Genomic DNA, 21,935 nt, shown 5'->3' with positions numbered 1-21,935 from the left:
AGCTTCTCTTAAAAAAGAGATAGCTGTTTTTTATTTGGATAAGTAACGATTCATTGGGAAAAATATCTAGCATGAAATTTATTAAAAACGATTGCATTTTTGTCGAAATTTGTTACATTAGAAAAGGGTCAGTCATTCGATGTCTGACAACTAACGTGTGAAAAAAGAAAGCGTTTTCTTCTAAATTACAAAAGGGGTGTACTTATGCAAATTTTATGGGGATTAGGCGGTATGCTGGTTCTTCTTGTAATCGCATTCTTGCTTTCTCAAAATAAGAAAGCGATTAACTGGCGAACAGTACTAGGTGCTCTTGCGATTCAAGTTGCCTTCGCATTGATCGTATTAAAATGGGATGCGGGTAAGAAAGCTTTGCAAGGCGTTTCTGAAAAAGTTTCTAACGTTGTTTCTTATGCAAACGAAGGGATTACTTTCTTGTTTGGAAGTATGATTCCTGAAGAAGGAAAAGGATTTATTTTTGCTTTTCAAGTTTTAACAGTAATCATTTTCTTCTCTTCATTAATCTCTGTTCTTTACTATCTTGGAATCATGCAATGGGTAGTAAGAATTTTAGGTGGAGCATTATCCAAGCTACTTAAGACGAGTAAAGCAGAATCTATGAGTGCTACAGCAAACATTTTCTTAGGTCAAACTGAAGCACCTCTTGTAATTCGTCCATATATGAATCGTTTAACACAATCGGAGCTTTTCGCAGTAATGGTCGGTGGACTTGCATCGGTAGCAGGTTCTGTATTAATTGGTTACTACCTATTAGGTGTACCTCTAGAGTATTTGATTGCAGCAAGCTTTATGTGTGCTCCTGCAGGACTTGCAATTGCTAAAATCATTGTTCCTGAAACAGAAGAGCCTGAAACAATGGGTGAGATCAAACTAGAGCGTGACAAAGATACAGTAAACGTAATCGACGCTGCAGCAAAAGGTGCTGGAGACGGACTTCAAATCGCGTTAAACGTTGGAGCAATGCTACTTGCTTTCATCGCTCTTATCGCTCTAGTTAATGGGATCCTTAGCGGTATCGGTGGATGGTTCGGCTATGAGATCACACTTCAACAAATTTTAGGTTACATTTTCGCTCCGATCGCATTCGTAATTGGTGTGCCTTGGGAAGAAGCAGTGAAAGCCGGTACTTTTATTGGTCAAAAAATTGTATTGAATGAGTTCGTTGCATACTCTTCATTCGCACCGCAAATTCCTGACTTAATGCCAAAAACGGTTGCAGTTGTCAGCTTTGCACTATGCGGATTCGCAAACCTTTCATCAATCGCGATCCTTTTAGGTGGTCTTGGTGCAATGGCGCCTAGCCGTCGTCCAGACATCGCAAGACTTGGAATGCGTGCAGTAATCGCAGCTACAATTGCAAACTTACTAAGCGGTGCAATCGCAGGTATGTTTATTCTTTAAGGATGGTTTAAAAAGATGCTCAAGCGAAGGCTTGGGTGTCTTTTTTTTGTTTTTATATAGTTCTGAATTAGGTTAATCCCGCGAGAAAGGAATTCCGCGAGTTTAACCCATAATCCCGCGAGTTTTCATGATATTTCCGCGAGTCTGCTTACATTTTGATAAAAACTAATGATCGAACAGAAAAACCGCAGCAGGAATTTTCCCGCTGCGGTTTATTGCATCTATTTAAGCCTGCTGAGCAATCTGTTTCATTACCCAAGGCTGCATTCGATTATAAAGTGCCAAGAACAGCAATGTAATAATCGTTCCTTTTATCAAGTTAAACGGTGTAATACCTTTCAAGATAAGATCCAGCATCATTTGGCTAGACATCGGGTCGGCACCTAGAAACCACGTATATGCAGGTAATATGATCAAATAGTTGAGTAATCCCATCATAAAAGTCATTAAAACCGTTCCTAGTATTAAGCCTGTTGAAAGACGTTTAACTGTATGCTTTTTGCGGAATAAGTAGGATACTGGAAGAATGAAAAGGATCCCGGCAATAAAGTTTGCTAATTGACCAACGGGTACACCAGTAAAACTTCCTACAATTCCGTAATGAAGTACATTTTTAATTGCCTCAACCATTACTCCTGCTGCAGGTCCGAAAATGATGGCAGCTAGCAGTGCAGGCACCTCACTAAAATCAATTTTTAGAAACGGAGGCAGTCCTGGAAACGGAAAGTCGAGCATCATCAGTACATATGCAATCGTACTGAGCATCGATACCGCTACCATTTGTTTGATTTTTCCCTTTTGCATTGAAATCTCTCCTCTTTTGTCTTGCGCCATCTCATGATTTCGAATGCAGTACAGCCTGTTTCACACAAAAAAACCTTAGTCAAAAGAACGGACTAAGGGAGGTTGTATGATAAACAGCATGTAGAAGAAGCATTTACAAAAATAGTAAAATGCGCACTAAAACAAAGGCTCATTACATGAACCGCTGTACCAACATCTTCTCCCATCCAGACTATACTGTCGGCTCTGGAGTTACACCAGATCAGCAAAATGGTGACATCATATTGATGCCTTAGCCAGAACGGTTGTTTTGGCATTTTCCAAATCGCTCACGGGCTGATGAAGAGGGAATCTTCAATTACCGCCGGTCGGGAATTTCACCCTGCCCCGAAGATGGATCGCTATTGTATTTTGTTACTTCACCTATTATACTTTAAAAAATGTAAGTTGTGAACGAATATGCAACAACCATACCTTCCAAATAGAGGATGAACTCACATGAAATTAACGTTTGAATATACATGGCCGTATGAAAGAATGATGAATGATATCTATATTTCGGAGTGTCCATTCTGTAAAAAAGATAACGTGCTAACTTCTTTTAAAGAAGAACAGATGAATCTCGCTAAAGAAGCTATTAAACAGATTTTAATCATGCCGTGCTGTCATGGCAAAATCACTATTTTAAATGCGGACGATGATTATTTTTATACAGATGAAAAATTAAGAGGGCAATCATAAGGAGCATAGTTATAGATTATGAACACTTTGAAATTTACGAAAATGCATGGACTAGGCAATAATTACATTTACGTTAATATGTTTAAAGAAACAATCGCTGAAGCTGATATGCCTCAATTAGCAGTAGATGTTTCAAATCCATACACAGGAATTGGATCAGATGGTATGATCTTAATCTGTCCGAGTGATGTGGCACCCGTTAAGATGCGGATTTTTAACAATGATGGTTCAGAAGCCAAGAATTGTGGCAATGGACTTCGCTGTGTCGCTAAATATGCGTACGAACACGCACTAGTAAGCGAAACACAATTTCAGATTGAAACTCTTGGTGGATTAGTAACTGCTAAGGTAACAACGGATCACAATGATAAAGTATCACTGGTTACCGTTAATATGGGGAATCCGATTCTTCAACCTCAAAAAGTCCCAGTGAATGGATTTAACAATCTTGATCAAGTGATAAATGAGTCAGTAACTTTCAATGGAACTTCCTTAAATATGACTGCTGTATCTATGGGAAATCCTCATGCTGTTTTTTTTGTGGATAACATTACAGAAGCGCCCCTGCATTCACTAGGACCGATAATTGAAAAAGACCCTATGTTTCCAGATTGGGTAAACGCAGAGTTTGTTGAAGTTGTCTCAAAAAGTGAAATGCACTTTAGAGTTTGGGAAAGAGGTTCAGGTATTACTCAAGCTTGCGGTACAGGAGCATGTGCAGCAGCTGTAGCTGCAATCCTAAATGAAATGGCAGAAAGAAATACGGATATTACCGTTCATTTAGCCGGCGGTGATCTTATCATTAATTGGAAAGATAATGGAGAGGTTTGGATGACCGGTCCAGCGGAAATAATCTGTACTGGTGAGTATCATAATAATAAGTAAATCGTGCAGGCATCTCAGCCTGAAATTACTAAAAAAGAAAGCAGAAATGCTTTCTTTTTTAGTTGTGGGGTATTAGAAGGAGGAAACTTTAAAATAGCTGTTATGGTTTCGGTTACAGAGTAAATGAACCACGTCCGAAAGTTCGGCAAAATATAAACGAAGTAGTGAAATGGATCAAGTAATGGATATTAAAAAGTGGAGGCAAGGTGCCTCCACTTTTTTAGTATTTTTGAATAATGTTATAAAACGTATCTCGTTCAACCGGAACTTTGTTTGCCGTTTTAATTAAGTGGACAAGTTCTTTTCGAGTGATTCCTGATGAAGTTAGTGCGCCAACTGCGTGTGAGATGCGCTCTTCGATTAATGTTCCATGGATGTCACTAGATCCAAACGTTAATGCCATCTGAGTAAGCTGAACACCTATGTTGATCCAGTAGGCTTTCACGTGATCAAAGTTATCAAGCATCAAACGGCTGATTGCGATTGTTCTCATATCGTCAAATGCAGAAGTTCTTCTCATAAGCCCCATTGATTGCGTACGCGGCTGCATTGCAAGTGGAATGAATACCATGAAGCCATTCGTTGCATCCTGAAGCTGACGCAGGCGATCCATATGAATCAAACGTTCTTCTTTCGTTTCAATCGAACCATATAACATCGTTGCATGAGTTTTTAATCCTAATCCGTGGGCAATTTCATGAGCCTCTAACCATTGATCGGTTGAAGCTTTATCAGGACTCATCTTTAAGCGGTAGCGCTCTGTAAGGATCTCGGCACCTCCGCCAGGCATCGTATCTAAACCTGCTTTAATAAGCTCTTCCAATACTTCTTTCATAGAAAGTCCAGAAATTCTGGAGAAGAACTCAATTTCAGCTCCTGTATAAGCTTTGACCGTAACTTCCGGGTAGTGCTTTTTCAACGTACGTATCGTATCTAAATAATAATCAAACGGTACTTCATGGTTGTGTCCCCCCACAATATGAAACTCCCGAATATTATCGTTCCAGCGTTTTTGTACATAATCCAGAAGCTGCTCATCGTTCATGGTATAAGCGCCTTCTTCACCAGGCTTGCGTTTAAATCCACAGAAGCTGCATGTCGCTTCACATACGTTTGTTGGATTGATATATAGATTCTCAATGAAATAAACGTGATCTCCATTCTTACGAGTATTTACTTCATTCGCTAGTGATGCAACGCTTAATAGATCATTTGTTTCATATAAATATAAACCGTCTTCAATTGATAAACGCTCGCCATGAGTGACTTTTTCAGCAATTGCAGCCATGCGCGTATCAAGTGTCAATATATTTGCCATTTTTGATCCCCCTAAATTTTCAAATGAAATGTTCGGATGATGTACACATTTTTTAAGAAAAGAGCATAAATCGACACTCTCTCCTTAGTCATTTTATACGAATAGATATGTATTATCAGAATGAAATACATGTGCTTTAAGTGCATTCTCATTATAATCCTAATCAAACATTAGGACAAGGGAAGCCGCTTTTGATCGTTTCTTTGGAATTTTAAAAAAAGTAGTTTTTTATTACGATGATGATTGTCTATTAATTGAAGAAAATGTAAAATAAAAGGTAGGTAATTGTTTAAAACGAGAAGTGGAGTGACGGAAATGAAAGCCACATCAGCAGCGAGATTAGAAAAAATTGAACAACTAGAAACTTTGCGCAATAAAATGATACAGGCGGCAAATGCATTAGGAATCCATCATCCAATGGTTTTAAATTATAGTAGAAAAATTGATGAAACACATAATAAGATTATGGAAATGCAGCAAAAAGGGAATTGACCGAAAGCCGATTTGTTGAGCGCAGCTTATGCAGCCGTTATACTATACGTATAGATCCTTATTGAAGGAGTGAAAATAATGATCGTTGAAATAACAGAGAGTGCAGCAAGCAGAATTAAAGAAATGCTAGCTGAAGAAGAAGACAAAAGTCAATTTCTGCGGGTGGCTGTAAAAGGCGGCGGATGTACAGGTCTTTCTTATGGAATGGGCTTTGATAGTGATAAGAGTGAATCCGATCACGAAGAGAATATTGAAGGGATTCAGGTCGTTGTTGATGAAGAAAGTGCAAAAGTCTTAAAAGGAACGGTTATAGACTTTAAGCAAAACATGATGGGCGGAGGATTTACGATTACAAATCCGAATGCTATCGCTTCATGCGGCTGCGGTTCATCCTTCCGTACAGCAACTAACGCTGGTACGCCTGAAGAATGCTAAAATATGCAGGCGAAAATTAAAGCACTTACCCAAATTAATCTGGGTAAGTGCTTTTTTGTGTGTATATGTAAAATCAGGATAGCTTAAAAAGGATTAAAGATTAACAGCACACCGATGACATCAGACAAAATAGAAGCACCGATAAGTATGACTTTCTTTTGCTTGTTTTGTTCTTTTAAGCCAAGTGGCATTAAAAAAGTACCTAGTATGAAGAAAATAATCCCCAAAATCAAATTAAACTCCATAAATACAATTTCCTCCTCTAAAAAAGGGTAAAAGAAAACCCGGCGCGCCAACACCGGGTAAAATTGCTATTTAGGTCAGCGGCACTTGTCCGCCTCAAAAACAATAATAACAAAGACGATGAATACTTTCTACAAGCAATTTATTCCACGGCGTATTTTTCCAATTCGGTTAACAGTTCTTTCAAACGCGGTATTTCTTTTTTCGTATCATCTAAAAAGGATTCATCTGTGATATGAAGCCGATTGATCACCCTTTGAATTTCTTGCAGGCAATCAGCTGCATGCATTTCTTCTTCAGAAAATTGTCTGTTCATATATGTTTGCTCCTTCTATGAAATTTTTTTTGCAAAAGCGGCAAAAGGCTTACCAAACGCCTTATGAAAAGCGAGCTTCCTGAGATAAAATGATACTAAAAGATTTGAGCTTTCATTTTTATATTCTTCTGTGAAGTTGATTGGAGTGGAAGGTGCGTGCCTACCACATGAAAAGCTTCTCGCAAGGCATGCGACGAGGAAGATAGCATCGTTAGCATTAACCTGTAGACGCAGGAGCAAGGATACTTAATAGAGGCGGGCAGGTGAGACACTTATACGTGAAACGTATAAATGTGGCTCACCGCCTGCCCCGCGGAAAGCGAGTACCTGGAACGGAAATCAATCACTTCAGCCATAAATAAAATGACGCCAGAAGATAACATCCGGCGCCACTAATTTTTAGAACAAGCTCGTGCTGTGCAAAGGCTGTGTTTTCGCATTTGGATCAATATATGACTTTGCATTGTTAATTGCAGTTGGTGCTTCACCGAAGCCTGATGCGATCAGCTTTACTTTGCCATCATACGTACACACATCACCTGCAGCATAAATACCTTTAATGTTCGTCTCCATTTTAGAGTTAACGACGATCGAATTTTTTTGAATGTCTAATCCCCACGTTTTAATAGGGCCTAATGAGGAGATAAAGCCATAGTTTACGATAACGGCATCCACTTCAACCGTTTCCTTAATATCTCCGTTCTCTAGGACAACGGCAGAAATATTCTCGTCATCACCAATCAACCCGGTAATTTGGTACGGAGTTTTAACAGATACTTTTGAATTCATAAGCTGTTCCACACTATGCTCGTGAGCACGGAACTTATCACGACGATGTGTTAACGTTACTTGCGGTGAGATCGGCTCTAACATTAATGACCAGTCAAGGGCAGAATCTCCGCCGCCGCATACTAAAACACGTTTTCCTGCAAATGCATTAAGATCGTTTACAAAATAATGCAAGTTCTTACCTTCATATTGTTGCGCTGAAGCCAGTTCTAATCTGCGAGGCTGAAAAGCACCAACACCTGCGGTAATTAGCACGGCTTTGCTATAATGAACAGCTTTATCTGTTGTTAATTCAAAGATTTCTTCATTTTTCTCCACGTTCTGAACAGATTGTTCCAAAACAACTGTAGGATTGAACTGTATCGCTTGCTCTTTTAAATTATTAACAAGGTCTTGTGCAAGAACCTTTGGAAAACCAGCAACATCATATATGTATTTTTCAGGATACAGTGCAGATAATTGACCCCCAAGCTGAGGCATACTTTCAATAATCTTCACTTTCATCTGACGCATGCCGCCATAGAACGCCGCAAATAAACCTGAAGGGCCTCCACCAATAATCGTAATATCGTAAATTTCTTTTGCCATCACTTTCACCTCTTCTGTATTTATGACTGATGAACATGTAAAATGTTCTGACCAGAACTTGCTATCTCCCATTTAGATTCTTCCAGAGAAGCAAAAAGTCCTCTTTTTGATTTGTATATATTGCCATTAAACCCGAAAGATGCACACAAAAAGGAGTCATGAATTAAAACATTATCATAACGAAAAAAAGGTTGAAAAAACAAGAAAAAAGGAATAAGATGTGTATGTATGATTAAGAAATGTCGATATTTCGAACATTTTTTGTACTTATTTACGTCTTATTACGTGAAATATATCACAATCTATTCCTTTCCATCATATTTAATGAGTGAAAAGGTCAAACTAAAAAAAATGAGAACTGGAAGTGAATGAAATGAGTAAGCCAAAAATTCTAATATTAGGTGGCGGCTATGGCGGTATTATGTCAGCTGTTCGCTTACAAAAAGAACTAGGATCTGACGAAGCTGAAATCACATTGGTAAATAAGCACAACTACCATTACCAAACAACATGGCTTCATGAAAATGCTGCAGGTACATTACATCACGACAAAACACGTATCATGATCGATAACATCATCGACATGAACAAAGTGAACTTTGTCCAAGATACAGTAAAAGAAATTAAAAAAGACGAAAAACGTGTTCTTTTAGAAAATCAAGAATTAACATATGACTACTTAATTATTGCACTTGGATCTGATCCTGAGACTTTCGGTATCCAAGGACTTAAAGAGAATGCATTCAGCATCCGCAGCATTAACTCTGTTCGTAAAATCCGTGAGCACATTGATTATTCATTCGCTCGTTACAATAACGAAGGACAGCCAGATGAACTGATCACAATCGTAGTTGGTGGTGCTGGATTTACTGGAATTGAATTCGTTGGTGAACTTGCTGACCGTGTTCCTGAATTATGCCGTGAATACGATATTCCTCGTGAAAAAGTTCGTATCGTAAATATTGAAGCTGCACCAACAGTACTTCCTGGGTTTGATGAAGAACTAGTTGAGTATGCGATCAATAACTTAGAACGCCGCGGCATTGAATTCCTTGTAAACACACCGATTAAAGAATGTAATACGGATGGTGTTGTTCTTGCAAATGGTGAAGAGATTAAAGCTTCAACAATCGTTTGGACAGGTGGAGTTCGCGGAAACCACTTAGTGGAGGAAGCAGGATTTGAAACAATGCGCGGACGTGTTAAAGTAGACAAAGATCTTCGCATGCCAGGGTTTGACTATATTTTTGTAGCTGGAGACTGCGCACTTATTATTGATGAGGAAGCAAACCGTCCTTATCCTCCAACAGCTCAAATTGCTATTCAACAAGCGTACACAATCGGCCGCAACATCAAAGCATTGATGAATGGTGGTAAGCTTGAAGAGTTCAAGCCAGACATTAAAGGTACTGTTGCATCACTCGGTAAAGGTGAAGCAATCGGTAAAGTAGGTAACAAAAAATTGTTTGGTGCAACAGCATCTGCAATGAAAAAAGTAATCGACAACCGTTACTTATTCTTACTTGGCGGAGTGCCGATGGTAATTAAAAAGGGTAAATTAAAACTTTTCTAAATCGAATCGTGTAAACTAAGAACAGGAGCGAATGCTTCTGTTCTTTTTTATGGCTGTTTTCACATTCGTTGATGGTTTTGTAAGTAGTTAATTTCCGCTACAGGTTGCTCGCTTTCCACGGGGCGTGCGGTGAGCATCCTGCGCTTTGCGCCATTAGGGGTCTCCACTGAATTAAATATAAAGCTTTAAAAACAGCAATTCTTTTAGAAAAGCATTTTATTAATTAAATTGTTAAAAGGCAGGGCATGCTGATGACGAAAAAAGACAGAGGACATGTATGGCTGGCTGCAGCTGGCTTATTAATCGATGATGATGGCAGATGGCTCGTAGTTAAAAAGAGTTATGGTGGTTTAAAAGGTAAATGGTCTATTCCAGCCGGTTTTGTAGATTCAGGAGAAACGGTTGATGAAGCAGCAGTGAGAGAAGTTTTTGAAGAAACAGGGATTAAAGGGGAAGTGTGTACCATTCTTGGAATCCGTTCCGGTGTAATTAAAGAAACAATCAGTGATAATATGGTTGTTTTTTTATTGAAAAAAGAGAGCGGAAGCCTTTTACAACATTCAGAAGAGATTGAAGAGGCTGCATTTATGACACCAGAAGAACTTCGAGCTGATCCTTCAACTTCATTGATGGTTCATTACTTTATGGATAAAAAACAGAGCTTTATAGAAGATAAAATAAATCCTGGTGACATCTTTGGTTATACAACTTATAAAATTTTAGATTGCAGGTAAAAATGTACGAAACATTCTGATAATTAAAGAAAGTGAAAGATGATTACGCTTACATGGGCTTATTTCCGTTTAAAATCAGTTTTTCAATCTCTCAAATCCTTGTTATTATTATCTGAAAATTTAAACAAAAAAGAGGGAGTGTTACAACATGAGAAAACATGCGATTCAGAAAAAACAAGATCAATGTCCATATTGTGAAGGGAAGGGCTATTTCCAGCTCTTGCTTGGAGGTTCTGAAACGTGTGTAGAATGCTGTGGAAGCGGTAAGAAAACAGCATAAAACACGTAACGCTCTCAAACAAGATTGACGTAAATGCCCCCGTTTAGTAAACTATCCTCAGATATATGGGGGTGTCTACATCATGGATTTGCTTTTACCACAAGTTATCATTTCAATGTTATTGTTCATGGTTCTCTTCTTTGGAATCGGTTTCTTGTTTAACATGCTTTTGCGCGCTACGTGGTTTATGGTTATTTTATATCCTTTAGTTGTCATATTGATTGTCGATGATGTTCGATTCTTTGAGTATTTTACGAAACCAAGTGAAAGTTTTCAATCGCTATTGAGTCATCTTCTCAATTTATCAGCATCAGACATTACTATACTAACATGCGGGCTGATCGGTGCCATACTAGCTGGTACAGCTATAAAGATGCTGCGAGTTCGCGGATATCAGATGTTCTAAAGAAAGTCCCTTACATAAGGGGCTTTTTTTATTTCCACTTTTCCCCTTCTTTCTTATAGGAGTATACATCTCCTTCATGCTGGGAAGGAATAGATAGGAGAGGAGTGGACAATTTTTGCTGATTTTTAAAAAAATTGTAAAGAGAACCACCATTACGATTCTATTTGTTTTCGCCCTTTTTACAACATTTCGATCAATATCTGGTGTACAGGCAGATGACCTGGCAACTTGGCTCGATAAAAAACAGTCTGATAACGTACTTGTTGATGCAGCCTTGACCGTTATCACACAATCTTTAAAGACATTGCCCACGATCTATAGACCAAACATGATGCTTTCTTCTGCTGAGGTAAAACAGCCTAAAACAATAGAAGAAGTGATTGATTTTACCCAATATCCTGTCGTGCATGTAACAGCTACTGGCTATACCGCTGGCCAAGAAAGTACGGGCAAAACAAAAAGTCATCCTGCTTATGGAATTACAAAGTCAGGATTAAAGGTAAAACGAGATCTTTATTCGACTATCGCAGCAGATACTTCCATCTTTCCAATTGGAACAGTCCTATGGATTCCAGGCTATGGTTATGGAGTTGTAGCAGATACGGGTTCTGCGATAAAAGGAAACAAAATAGATCTTTATTACAATACAGTAGAAGAAGTCTATGGAAAATGGGGCAAAAAGAAGATTGGTGTGTATGTTATACAGCGCGGTGACGGAAAGATTACGGAAACAGAATTGAATACGTTGAACGAAGATAAATCGATGCAAGTATTTAGACAGCAATATTTATATGAATAAAAAAAGAGCTTCAGGTTAGCGAGTAGCCTGAAGCTTCTTTATGTAGCTTTCTTCTTCTTTAGGTAAAAAAGGAGGGAATTCATTTGGATGTATAAGGGCAGCAAGTCGTTTTAAACCAAATATCAATCTTGGAGAGGGCCGGCAAAAAAGGTCTTCCTCTAGTTTTACGATCTCTGTCTTATGAACTTCTAATACTTCCCATCCATCTCTCTTTTTGATGTGTGAAGGCTGCATCTTGTCTGTTTTGACACCTACCCAAACCATTCCGATCAGATCGGGCTTTCGCCTCACAACATCGTCCCATGTAGTTTGTACGCTAGCGAGCTCTACGTCCTCAAAGAGGTTCTTTCCACCAGCAAGATAGGCGATTTCTGTGAGCCAATTCACCTTTCCTGGTGTGAAAACAGGCTTTGGCCACCATTCGAAATAAACGTTTCTTCTGTTTTTTATGGTTCTGCTGATTTTTTCATATGATTCTATTTCTTTTTTCATCCAATTCACCATTTGACGGGCTTGTAACACTTTATTTGTTCGTTGACCCAGGTCAAGCAGATCATTTTGAATATCGTTAAGACTTTGAGGGTTATAAACAATATGTGGAATGTTCCGTTTCTTTAGTTCTTCAATGTTTTTTTCCATTCCAGGTACGCTTAAGCTAGCTAAAACGAGGTCAGGATCTAATGATTGGAGCTTATCCATATCGATGGATAGGTCGGGGCCTAATCGTGTAAGTTCCTCTATTTCTGCCGGCCAATCTGAAAAATCATCAATTCCTACTAGTTGAGACGTTAATCCTAAAAAGTGCAGCAGCTCAGTGTTGCTTGGACAAATTGAAATTAATCTCAAAGAGAATAACCTCCTACTAAATAAACAACCACGAAAGCAGCAAAGTTTGTAGAATTCCTAAAAGTCCGCCAAAAAAAACTTCACTTGGTCGATGCCCAAGAAGTTCTTTTAATTCTTTTCTTTGTTCTTCCACATTCTTTTGCTGAAAGGTTTCTGATTCTCTAACGTGATTTCTAAACTCTTCTACTAAATCATTCAATACGGCGGCTTGTTCTCCTGCATGCCAGCGGATTCCTTTTGCATCATACATTACAATTATGGCAAACATGGCAGCGATCGCAAAAAGAGTTGAACCCAATCCGTGAAGAGCACCAACTGCAGTAGCTAATGAAGTAACAGAAGCAGAATGTGAACTTGGCATTCCGCCTGTACTAATAAACAGATCCCATCTTATTTTTTTAGTATGATAAAAATGAATAGGAATTTTTAAGAATTGTGCAGAAAATACACCTAGAAGTGCTGCGATTAATGGAAAGTTAAAAAGTATATTAGGCATTAGGAGCTTCCTTTCAATAGGGTGGTTTATAGTATGGCTGTTTTAGATAGTTGTTACCCGATTTCGGCATAGTTCAATCTCTGATACCATTAAGAATGAGGGAGGTTTTAGAAAGTGGACTTTTTTCCTCAAGAATATTACGAGTTTTTTGTTGTCTTTAACGATGGTGATTATTATACAGGTCATGATCTGTTAGAGGCGGTCTGGTTAACAGATCGAAGCAACCTTTTTATCAAGGGGCTTCTGCAGATGACTGTTGCTCTTTATCATTATGAATATGGAAACGTAAAAGGCGCTAGGGAAATGTTAAGTGTAGCAGAACACTATTTAACACCTTATAAGCCATTGCATTGGCAATTAAATGTCGATGAGGTGTTATCGTATATTCATTTGTGTCTGAAAAGCATTCCGAAAAATATTGACAGGCTGGATTTTGAACAGGTTCATCTATTGCCTGTGCTGCCAAAGCTCTATTTAAATTTAGAGTAATATAGTGTTGTGAATTCGAAATATTCTAAAAGAAAGAGTATAATAAAATGTAGTGGGTAAAAAGAATAAGGGGGAACTTTAACATGTTTACGATTAAACAGCTTTGGAGTACAAAAGAACAAGAAGAAGTCCTACTGGTCGGTTTATTTCAAGAGCCGAAACTTACTGGCGTAATGGCTGATATGGATGAGGAATTACATGGAACGATTACTGAACTTATAAAAGACGGTGACCTTTCAAACCGTTTAAAAAGCATAAAAAAATTAAACACATTAGGTCAGCTTGGTACGAAACGTATCTATTTTGCTGGATTAGGTAAGCGTGAGGATTTTACTTATGATAAAGCGAGAAGTACCTTTGGAAGGGCTGTACAAGAGATTACGAAAGAAAAAAGAACTCATTTCTCCATTCTTCTCGATACCTTTCATTCAGAAAAAATTTCAACAGAAAAACTTGCACACGCATTTAGTGAAGTGGCAGGCACATCTATCTATCGCTTTGAAGACTATAAAAAGAAAACAAATGAACCTCAAAAACGTTTAGAAACAATTACAGTTTACACAGAGAACAGTGATGCTGAAGCAGGATTAACGAGTGGATATGCTTATGCAAAAGGGATTAACCTTGCTCGTGACCTTGTGAATACACCAGGAAACCTTCTTACGCCAACTGATCTAGCGGCAGAAGCGATCGATGTAGCGCTTGAATACGGTATGGAATACGAAATTCTTGAAAAAGAAGACATGGAAAAGCTCGGCATGGGAGCAATACTTGCAGTAAGTAAAGGCTCTGAACAACCGCCAAAATTGATTACAGTAAAGTATCAAGGTGGAAAAAAAGAAGATGCATATGTGGCGTTAGTTGGTAAAGGCTTAACTTTTGATGCTGGAGGCTATTCAATCAAACCAGCAGCTAACATGCATGAGATGAAGAGCGACATGGGTGGAAGTGCAGCAGTATTAGGAGCTATGGATGCGATTGGGCGCTTAAAGCCGGAGATTAATATCATGTTTGTTATTCCTTCGTCTGAGAATTTAATTAATGGAGCGGCCATGAAGCCAGGTGATGTGATCACTTCACTGAGCGGGAAAACGATAGAAGTACGAAATACGGATGCAGAGGGACGTCTTATTCTTGCCGATGCTATTACGTACGCAAAAGAACAAGGTGCAAAATACATTGTTGATGTGGCAACTTTGACAGGAGGCGTCTTAGTAGCACTTGGTGACTGCACGACGGGCGCACTCACGAACGACGAAGATTTTTATGAGCATATCAAGCAATCTGCTGCAGATGAATCGGAACTATTATGGCTGCTGCCGAGTTTTCAGCCTTTCAAAGATATGCTGAAGACGAGTGATGTTGCAGATCTTAACAATTCAACAGGAAGACTAGGTCATGCGATTACAGGCGGTTTATTCGTTGGAGAATTCGCTGAAAATACACCGTGGGTTCACTTGGATATCGCAGGTACCGCTTATTCTGGAAAATCATCAGAGCTAGGCCCAAAAGGCGCTACAGGCGTAATGGTGCGAACGCTAACTAACTTTGTACGAAACTTTAAAGCATAATTCAAAGGAAACTGAATCTCAAACGAGGTTCAGTTTTTTTGTATTTGACACATTCAAATATACATGTTAACTTGTTAAAGGTTTAACAAATTAGTGATTTAGCGAAATAAAGCAATAAAGTTTTTGGTTGAGGAGGAAACGAAAATGAATGCTGTAGTATTAGCCGTAGCAGTCATGCTAGTACTTAGCCTTTTACGTATACACGTTGTAGTAGCCTTGCTTATAGGTGCATTAACAGGCGGGGTTGTAGCAGGAATGGGCTTGACTGAAACGATAAAGGTATTTACTGAAGGGTTAGGATCGAATGCAGTCATTGCATTAAGCTACGCGTTACTTGGAAGTTTTGCAGTAGCATTATCTAGAACAGGTCTTCCAAAGTTAATGGTGAACAAAGCTATCGCTCTTGTGGGAAAAGAAGGAGAAACAAGAAAAAAATCTTTATCTAAAGTCCTTATTTTATTTGTTATCTTAATGATTTCTTCTTTTTCACAAAATTTGATTCCCGTTCATATTGCAATCATTCCAATCTTTATACCGCCGCTTTTACATGTTTTAAATGAATTGCAGCTTGATCGCAGACTCGTAGCAACTGTTATAACGTTTGGTTTGATTACGCCTTACATGTGGTTCCCTGTAGGATTCGGAGGAATTTTCCATGAGATTCTTCAAACAAACATGAAGGACAGCGGATTAACCGTAAAAATGGATCAAATCCCGACAGCGATGACGATTCCTTCTTTAGGAATGATAGTAGGTTTATTGATTGCCGTATTTATTACGTATCGCAAACCGCGTCAATACGAAAATAAAGCCATCGGTATTTCTAAAGAAAATGATGTGAAGTACTCGGCTCGCTCAATCACTATAGCTGTAATATCCATTGCTGCAACATTGGTTGTACAGCTGCAAACCGACTCTATGATTTTTGGTGCACTTTCAGGGATAATCGTTCTGTATTTTAGCGGTCAGCTAAAATTAAATGCCTCAGATACCATTTTGACTGAAGGCATGAAAATGATGTCCTACATCGGTTTTGTTATGATTTCAGCAGCTGGTTTTGCAGCAGTAATGCGCGAAACAGGTGAAGTGGAAACATTGGTAAAAGACAGTTCTACACTAATCGGAAATTCCACGGCACTAGGAGTTCTTCTTATGTTAGTAATTGGCTTGCTCGTTACGATGGGAATCGGTTCATCGTTCTCGACCATTCCGATTATAACCACGATTTTCGTTCCGTTAGCTGGAGAATTAGGACTAAGTGTAATGGCGACTATTGCGCTGATCGGTACAGCAGCAGCATTAGGAGATGCGGGTTCTCCTGCTTCAGACAGTACACTTGGGCCAACTTCTGGTCTGAACGTTGACAATCAGCATAATCACATCTGGGATACATGTGTTCCGACGTTCTTACATTACAACTTGCCACTAATCGCATTCGGGTTTATTGCCGCGATGGTATTATAAAAAGAAAAAAAACCACCTAGTGTGGTTTTTTTTGCGTTGATGAGCTCTCGTCAAAATAAAAACAAAATTGGTCAATATAACAATGAAACATTTCAAATTATGAGCGAAATTCGTCAATATAATTGTGAACTTTTTCAATATCTTACATAGTAAGTACTGCTCCTCTTACTTATAGGTCAGCAAAAGCTATTTTTTCTTCAAAAATTACATGCTAACAATAAGGAGGGAATAACGATGACAAAACGTAAACATTCTTGGGATGCAGCTGCAAAAAATAATTCAACACCGACAGAAAGTATGGCAAACGTTGAGTTTTCTGATGAAAAATTCTCAGACGAAATTCCGAAAAGAGATACGCAAAGCCCACGATCAAAAGGGAAATAAAATGAAGCTGGCTCCTCAAACAAGAAGAGGAGTCAGCTTTTTGGTTTTTATTCAAAAAAAGTCAATTCGGGCATCCATTGTTTCATGTGTGTCTTAATCTCTTCATACGATTTTTTCAAAGCAGGAAGGTCCTTCATCGGATGAACCACAAAAGGGCGGTCTACATATGTTGGCAAAAATTTCGGCTCCGTTAAATCAATGCTTGTTTCATCACCCTTTTGATGCTTTGTTACAGTAAGTTGAACAACCCCGCCAATATCTTTATACTCACGGCGTTGGCCAGATAAGAAGTTTCCTAAAGAATAAGCTACGAACGTTTTGCTGCCGTCACTTGCTGCTTCCCATTTTACGGGTTGAAGTACATGGGGATGATGACCGATGATAATGTCACCACCTGCTTCAGTTACTACTTTTACGATTTCTTTTTGAAAATCATTTGGCAACCTTTCGTACTCATTTCCAAAATGCAAAGATACAACGTTTACATCTGACAGCTTTTTAGCCTCAGCAATATCACGTTTGATCCTTTCAACTTCTATCAAATTGACAAGGTGGTCTTTTCCTGTTGGAACGGGTATTCCATTCGTTCCATATGTATAGCTTAAAAAAGAAACCGTAATATCATTCTTTTTTATCAGTCGAATATTCTGCCTATCCTGATTATTCAGATAAGCTCCTGTGTACATCACATCTATTTGGTTCCAATAGTTTAGTGCACTCACAATTACTTTTTCTCCGCGATCAAGCGTATGATTATTGGCTAACGTAACAAGATCCACTCCATTCGCTTTTAAAGCGTCTCCAACTTCATGCGGAGAATTAAAAGATGGATATGATGAAAGACCAAGCTTTGTACCGCCTATCATCGTTTCTTGATTTGCCATTGTAATATCTGGCTGTACTAAATAGGGCTTAACAGGGAGGAAGTTACGATTGAAATCATACCCAGATGCCGTTTTGGCGCTATTATAAACCGTATCATGAATTAAAATGTCACCTACTGCTGCAAGTGTCAGGCTTGTCGTTTTTTCGACAGGTTTTTGCACGATCGGTTCCGTCTTTATCTCTTTTGGTAACGCAGTATTTTCTTGTTTGATTTCCTTTTTTTCTTCAACAGTCTTTAAATCTGCGTTATGATACATATATATAAATGCAATTGTCGAAAAGAAAACGATTACGATTCCTGTTAACCACCATAGCCGTTTCAATACAATTCCCCCTTTTTCTCTATCATAATGGAAAAAGAGGGTATATGTATATGTCGAATTGCTCACCATTGAAAACGGTTTCAAACATGACATTCAGGAGGAAAGTGCAAAATGAGACAAATTACAGCAGAAACAGTAGAACTTTTAGACCGCAATGATGAATTGGCATCCTTTAAAAATGAGTTTTACGTAAAAGATGATGCTATTTATCTAGATGGCAACTCTTTAGGGCTTCTTTCGAAGCGTGCCGAGCAATCGTTGTTTGATGTTTTAAATGATTGGAAAGCACATGGAATCGACGGATGGATGGGTGGAAAATACCCTTGGTTTACCTTAAGTGAGCAGTTGGCTGAAAAGCTTTCTGTACTTGTAGGAGCCGAAGAAAAAGAAGTAATTGTTACTGGATCAACAACAGTAAACCTTCACCAGTTGGTAGCTACCTTTTTTGAACCAAAAGAAGGAAGAACGAAAATACTGGCAGATGAACTGACATTTCCTTCCGACATCTATGGCTTGCAGAGTCAGTTGAAAATAAAAGGATTAAATCCTGAAACTGAATTGATTCAGGTTAAGAGCAAAAACGGTTTAACACTTGATGAAGACGACATTATCGAAATGATGACAGATGATATTGCGCTGATTCTTTTACCATCTGTTCTTTATAGAAGCGGTCAGCTGCTTGATATTGAGCGATTAACGAAAGAGGCGCATAAACGGAAAATACCGATTGGATTTGATCTATGCCACTCAATTGGAGCTCTTCCGCATGAATTAAGTAAATGGGATGTTGATTTTGCCTTTTGGTGCAACTATAAATACGTAAATGCAGGACCAGGTGGAGTAGGCGGACTCTATGTGAACAAGAAGCACTTTTCAAAGACTCCTGGTCTTTCCGGGTGGTTTGGCTCAAAGAAAGAAACTCAATTTGATATGGACCACCATTTTGATGCGGAAACCTCTGCAGGAGGCTATCAGATCGGTACGCCGCACATGCTGAGCACGGCACCGCTAATTGGCTCTTTGTCTATCTTTGAAGAAGCGAAGATTGAAAGAATTCGAAGCAAATCTTTAAAGTTGACTGCACTATTAATGGATTTATTGAATCAAGAACTCGAAAATGAGTTTGCGATCGTTAATCCTCTTGATGACAAGAGACGAGGCGGACATGTCGCTCTTATGCATAGTGACGCAGCCCGAATCTGTAAGGCGTTAAAAGATAATGGCATTGTTCCAGATTTTAGAGCTCCGAACATTATTCGTTTAGCACCTGTAGCGCTTTATAATTCTTATGAAGATGTATTTAAAGCTATAAAAATTTTAAGTAAGATTATGAAAAATCGTGAATATGAAAAGTATGAAAACAAAAGAGAAGTTATCGCTTAAGGAGTGGTACAGTGAAGCTATTCGATATTTCGATGCCTCTTTATAAAGGGGTTCCTGGTTGGCCAGGTGACACTCCGTATTCTTTTGACCTTGCTTGGACAAAAGAAGACTCTGGTTCTGTGAACGTAGGAAAAGTGGAAATGAGTATACATACAGGTACACATGTAGATGCACCCTATCATTTTGAGGATAACGGGGAAAAAGTGATTGAACTACCACTCGAACGATATGTAGGAAAGGCATTTGTTATGGATGTTACAAGCGTAAAGGAAATCACACTAGAACATCTAAAAAACAAACTGCCGAACGGTACAACACGAGTTTTATTTAAAACAAACTGCTGGCAAGATCGAACGGTGTTTCCAAAACAAATCGTTCCCATTTCATCTGAAGCTGTACCCTTTTTAAAGAGTTGCGGTGTGAAACTCATCGGTGTAGATATGCCTTCAGTTGATCCATTGGACAGTAAAGAGTTGCGTGCACATCATGCACTTTATAAACATAACATCCATATTTTAGAAGGATTAGTGCTAGATGAGGTACCAGAGGGTGATTACGAGTTAATCGCTCTGCCGTTGCCTCTTCAAGACGCTGATGGAAGTCCTGTTCGAGCCATTCTTAAAGAATTGTCCAAATAACATTACAAAAACAAACACAACAACAGTGTTTGTTTTTTTAACTTAGTTGCTCTTGAAAGTGGTTGATTTCCGCTCCAGGATGCTCGCTTTTCGCGGGGCCGTGTTAAAATCTCTTTGAAAGCCAGCATTTTTGAGATTTTCTTTTTTGTTCCTTATAATAGGTAAGAGATAAAATTGGAGGCAAGGCATGTATAAGTATGGATTTACGGATTATTTTGAAGGAAACTTACAATTTACAGGTTATGATGTTGTACAAGTTGGGCCATGGACAAATGTATATATTTCGTTTGAGATCAAAAACCTAGAAGTTTTTCTTGATGGACTAATTGAACCAAGTGCGTTAACTGTTTACAACGGAGAAGGTGAACTGCAAGAGATTATTGCCCTTGATGAAGGCGTTGATTGTGAATATAAGTTTACGGATAAAGAGAAGGAACAGATAACAAACTATTTGTTAGACATTGACCTGAAACACGGAATCGAAAAGGAGTGATTGGATAAATGAAAATTACAGGCATTGAACCAACTCCAAGCCCTAATTCAATGAAGATCAATCTGACAGAAACGCTACCTGGAACAGAGCGTTACAATTATACAAAAGAGGATGCACAAAAAGCTCCATCGTTTATTCAAAACATATTGAAGGTGGATGGAGTCAAAAGCATCTATCATGTTGCAGATTTTATTGCTCTCGAGCGCAACCCGCGTGCCAAATGGGAAGATGTCCTTTCAGGAGTTAGGAAAGTTTTTGGTCAGGAAGAGGATGCAGATACATTAGATCAAGAAACACAAAAAGAAGATGAAATCACCGAAATTACAGTCCTCGTTCAAATGTTCAGAGGTATACCGATGCAGATCAAACTTAGAACGGAGCAAGAAGAAAGGCGTGTTGGTCTTCCTGAACGGTTCGCAAAAGCAGCCCTAGAGGCTCAGAATTCTTCAGATAATCTTGTAATGGAGCGTCAATGGGAAGAACAAGGAGTTCGCTACGGTACTTTCGAACAAGTAGGATCTGAGGTAGCTGAAGAGCTCTCAGCCGTCTATCCACAAGAACGTTTGGAACAGCTAGTAAAACAAGCTTACAGCTCTAATGGTAATTCAGAGGTGGAGGAGGCTTCTTTTTCTACTTCAGAAGTGGCAGAAAAACTCCGTGACACGGACTGGCGGACGCGTTACGCAGCATTAGAACGAATGAATCCAACAATAGAAGATGTAATGGTTCTTAAACAGGCACTAAAAGATGAAAAGCCGTCTATTCGCCGCTTGGCTGTTGTCTATTTGGGAATGATTGAAGATGAGGCGGTCCTTCCTCTTTTGTACTTAGCGCTTCAGGATAAAAATGTTTCTGTTAGACGAACAGCTGGAGACGCTTTGTCAGACTTAGGTAATCCAAAGGCGATCCCTGTTATGTGTGATGCATTATCAGATAAAAATAAGCTGGTGAGATGGCGTGCTGCTCGTTTTCTTTTTGAAGTAGGTGACGAGACTGCACTTCCAGCTTTAAAATCTGCTCAAGATGATCCAGAATTTGAAGTAGCTCTTCAAGTTAAAATAGCGATCGAACGTATTCAAAGCGGTGAAGAAGCAGCGGGTACCGTATGGCAGCAGATGACAAAAAGCCGTGAAAAATAAGAAAAACAAAACCCGCAGAATGA

The 21,935-nt window shown here is 38.8% G+C and carries 26 protein-coding genes and 1 riboswitch; of the genes, 18 read left to right on the top strand and 8 right to left on the bottom strand.

The annotated features are described in order from the left end of the window. Positions 1 to 204: 204 nt before the first annotated feature. A complete protein-coding gene (locus tag AWM68_RS06555; RefSeq protein WP_066238862.1) occupies positions 205 to 1,419 on the top strand; it encodes a NupC/NupG family nucleoside CNT transporter in 1,215 nt (404 codons plus the stop codon). A 225-nt stretch (positions 1,420 to 1,644) separates the two neighbouring features. On the opposite strand, the gene AWM68_RS06550 is transcribed toward AWM68_RS06555, so the two are convergent. Next, on the bottom strand, positions 1,645 to 2,223 hold the full coding sequence (locus AWM68_RS06550; protein WP_066238859.1) for an ECF transporter S component: 579 nt from the start codon (positions 2,221 to 2,223) through the stop codon (positions 1,645 to 1,647). A gap of 190 nt (positions 2,224 to 2,413) precedes the next feature. Continuing rightward, positions 2,414 to 2,601: riboswitch (FMN riboswitch) on the bottom strand. Between the two features lie 99 nt (positions 2,602 to 2,700). On the opposite strand from AWM68_RS06550, the gene AWM68_RS06545 reads away from it, so the two are divergent. Continuing rightward, positions 2,701 to 2,943, top strand: a complete 243-nt coding sequence (locus AWM68_RS06545) for a hypothetical protein (protein WP_066238856.1) — start codon at positions 2,701 to 2,703, stop codon at positions 2,941 to 2,943. A gap of 18 nt (positions 2,944 to 2,961) precedes the next feature. Further along, positions 2,962 to 3,828: a diaminopimelate epimerase gene (gene dapF / locus AWM68_RS06540; RefSeq protein ID WP_066238851.1), complete on the top strand. Its 867-nt coding sequence runs from the start codon at positions 2,962 to 2,964 to the stop codon at positions 3,826 to 3,828. Between the two features lie 220 nt (positions 3,829 to 4,048). Here dapF and mqnE read toward each other — a convergent pair whose 3' ends face one another. Next, entirely contained in the window at positions 4,049 to 5,146 is a 1,098-nt protein-coding gene (gene mqnE / locus AWM68_RS06535) for an aminofutalosine synthase MqnE (protein WP_066238848.1), read from the bottom strand. Positions 5,147 to 5,461: 315 nt separating this feature from the next. Between mqnE and AWM68_RS21000 the strand changes: the two genes are divergently transcribed. Continuing rightward, complete coding sequence (locus AWM68_RS21000; RefSeq protein WP_082820600.1) at positions 5,462 to 5,638, top strand: aspartyl-phosphate phosphatase Spo0E family protein; 177 nt, start codon at positions 5,462 to 5,464, stop codon at positions 5,636 to 5,638. A gap of 78 nt (positions 5,639 to 5,716) precedes the next feature. Next, a complete protein-coding gene (locus tag AWM68_RS06530; protein ID WP_066238846.1) occupies positions 5,717 to 6,073 on the top strand; it encodes a HesB/IscA family protein in 357 nt (118 codons plus the stop codon). Between the two features lie 83 nt (positions 6,074 to 6,156). Here AWM68_RS06530 and AWM68_RS21320 read toward each other — a convergent pair whose 3' ends face one another. The 3 genes from AWM68_RS21320 to AWM68_RS06525 form a co-directional block, all read right to left on the bottom strand. Further along, entirely contained in the window at positions 6,157 to 6,318 is a 162-nt protein-coding gene (locus tag AWM68_RS21320; protein ID WP_156488325.1) for a hypothetical protein, read from the bottom strand. A 140-nt stretch (positions 6,319 to 6,458) separates the two neighbouring features. After that, entirely contained in the window at positions 6,459 to 6,632 is a 174-nt protein-coding gene (locus tag AWM68_RS21315; RefSeq protein ID WP_156488324.1) for a hypothetical protein, read from the bottom strand. Between the two features lie 399 nt (positions 6,633 to 7,031). Next, a complete protein-coding gene (locus AWM68_RS06525) occupies positions 7,032 to 8,009 on the bottom strand; it encodes an NAD(P)/FAD-dependent oxidoreductase (RefSeq protein ID WP_066239269.1) in 978 nt (325 codons plus the stop codon). Positions 8,010 to 8,382: 373 nt separating this feature from the next. On the opposite strand from AWM68_RS06525, the gene AWM68_RS06520 reads away from it, so the two are divergent. The 5 genes from AWM68_RS06520 to AWM68_RS06505 all read left to right on the top strand — a co-directional run bounded on the left by AWM68_RS06520 (position 8,383) and on the right by AWM68_RS06505 (position 11,801). After that, the gene (locus AWM68_RS06520; RefSeq protein ID WP_066238843.1) at positions 8,383 to 9,582 is read left to right on the top strand and encodes an NAD(P)/FAD-dependent oxidoreductase; all 1,200 of its coding nucleotides are present in this window, start codon (positions 8,383 to 8,385) and stop codon (positions 9,580 to 9,582) included. Between the two features lie 251 nt (positions 9,583 to 9,833). Further along, positions 9,834 to 10,316: an NUDIX hydrolase gene (locus AWM68_RS06515; protein WP_066238840.1), complete on the top strand. Its 483-nt coding sequence runs from the start codon at positions 9,834 to 9,836 to the stop codon at positions 10,314 to 10,316. Between the two features lie 148 nt (positions 10,317 to 10,464). Continuing rightward, a complete protein-coding gene (locus AWM68_RS21690) occupies positions 10,465 to 10,596 on the top strand; it encodes a YuiA family protein (RefSeq protein WP_197468139.1) in 132 nt (43 codons plus the stop codon). An 82-nt stretch (positions 10,597 to 10,678) separates the two neighbouring features. Further along, complete coding sequence (locus tag AWM68_RS06510) at positions 10,679 to 11,002, top strand: YuiB family protein (RefSeq protein ID WP_066238837.1); 324 nt, start codon at positions 10,679 to 10,681, stop codon at positions 11,000 to 11,002. Between the two features lie 115 nt (positions 11,003 to 11,117). Beyond that, positions 11,118 to 11,801 carry a 3D domain-containing protein gene (locus AWM68_RS06505; RefSeq protein ID WP_066238834.1) on the top strand — a complete coding sequence of 228 codons (684 nt, stop codon included), beginning with the start codon at positions 11,118 to 11,120 and terminating at the stop codon, positions 11,799 to 11,801. 15 nt (positions 11,802 to 11,816) lie between these two features. On the opposite strand, the gene AWM68_RS06500 is transcribed toward AWM68_RS06505, so the two are convergent. Beyond that, positions 11,817 to 12,647, bottom strand: a complete 831-nt coding sequence (locus AWM68_RS06500; protein WP_066238831.1) for a cobalamin-binding protein — start codon at positions 12,645 to 12,647, stop codon at positions 11,817 to 11,819. A 16-nt stretch (positions 12,648 to 12,663) separates the two neighbouring features. Beyond that, positions 12,664 to 13,143 carry a divergent PAP2 family protein gene (locus tag AWM68_RS06495; RefSeq protein ID WP_066238828.1) on the bottom strand — a complete coding sequence of 160 codons (480 nt, stop codon included), beginning with the start codon at positions 13,141 to 13,143 and terminating at the stop codon, positions 12,664 to 12,666. 114 nt (positions 13,144 to 13,257) lie between these two features. On the opposite strand from AWM68_RS06495, the gene AWM68_RS06490 reads away from it, so the two are divergent. From AWM68_RS06490 to AWM68_RS21310, 4 genes are all read left to right on the top strand, one after another. Next, positions 13,258 to 13,632 (top strand): DUF309 domain-containing protein, encoded by a 375-nt coding sequence (locus AWM68_RS06490; protein WP_066238823.1) that lies wholly within the window; start codon positions 13,258 to 13,260, stop codon positions 13,630 to 13,632. 83 nt (positions 13,633 to 13,715) lie between these two features. After that, the gene (locus AWM68_RS06485; RefSeq protein WP_066238818.1) at positions 13,716 to 15,203 is read left to right on the top strand and encodes a leucyl aminopeptidase; all 1,488 of its coding nucleotides are present in this window, start codon (positions 13,716 to 13,718) and stop codon (positions 15,201 to 15,203) included. Between the two features lie 144 nt (positions 15,204 to 15,347). Then, complete coding sequence (locus tag AWM68_RS06480; protein WP_066238815.1) at positions 15,348 to 16,667, top strand: Na+/H+ antiporter family protein; 1,320 nt, start codon at positions 15,348 to 15,350, stop codon at positions 16,665 to 16,667. Positions 16,668 to 16,901: 234 nt separating this feature from the next. Further along, positions 16,902 to 17,051, top strand: coding sequence for a hypothetical protein (locus AWM68_RS21310; RefSeq protein ID WP_156488323.1), 150 nt, complete (start codon positions 16,902 to 16,904; stop codon positions 17,049 to 17,051). 47 nt (positions 17,052 to 17,098) lie between these two features. Here the strand turns inward: AWM68_RS21310 and AWM68_RS06475 are convergent, their stop codons facing one another. Continuing rightward, positions 17,099 to 18,259 (bottom strand): CapA family protein, encoded by a 1,161-nt coding sequence (locus tag AWM68_RS06475; RefSeq protein ID WP_066238812.1) that lies wholly within the window; start codon positions 18,257 to 18,259, stop codon positions 17,099 to 17,101. 111 nt (positions 18,260 to 18,370) lie between these two features. Between AWM68_RS06475 and kynU the strand changes: the two genes are divergently transcribed. From kynU to AWM68_RS06455, 4 genes are all read left to right on the top strand, one after another. Then, positions 18,371 to 19,642, top strand: coding sequence for a kynureninase (kynU, locus tag AWM68_RS06470; protein ID WP_066238810.1), 1,272 nt, complete (start codon positions 18,371 to 18,373; stop codon positions 19,640 to 19,642). An 11-nt stretch (positions 19,643 to 19,653) separates the two neighbouring features. After that, positions 19,654 to 20,280, top strand: coding sequence for an arylformamidase (gene kynB / locus AWM68_RS06465; RefSeq protein WP_066238807.1), 627 nt, complete (start codon positions 19,654 to 19,656; stop codon positions 20,278 to 20,280). Positions 20,281 to 20,467: 187 nt separating this feature from the next. Then, a complete protein-coding gene (locus AWM68_RS06460) occupies positions 20,468 to 20,773 on the top strand; it encodes a hypothetical protein (protein WP_066238802.1) in 306 nt (101 codons plus the stop codon). A gap of 8 nt (positions 20,774 to 20,781) precedes the next feature. Continuing rightward, entirely contained in the window at positions 20,782 to 21,912 is a 1,131-nt protein-coding gene (locus AWM68_RS06455) for a conserved virulence factor C family protein (RefSeq protein ID WP_066238799.1), read from the top strand. The last annotated feature ends 23 nt before the right edge of the window (positions 21,913 to 21,935 follow it).

It is taken from the genome of Fictibacillus phosphorivorans (genome assembly GCF_001619875.1).
Classification (GTDB): domain Bacteria; phylum Bacillota; class Bacilli; order Bacillales; family Fictibacillaceae; genus Fictibacillus; species Fictibacillus phosphorivorans_B.
The sequence above is the reverse complement of the archived record's forward strand: the minus strand, read 5'-3'. Positions and strand labels throughout refer to the sequence as shown.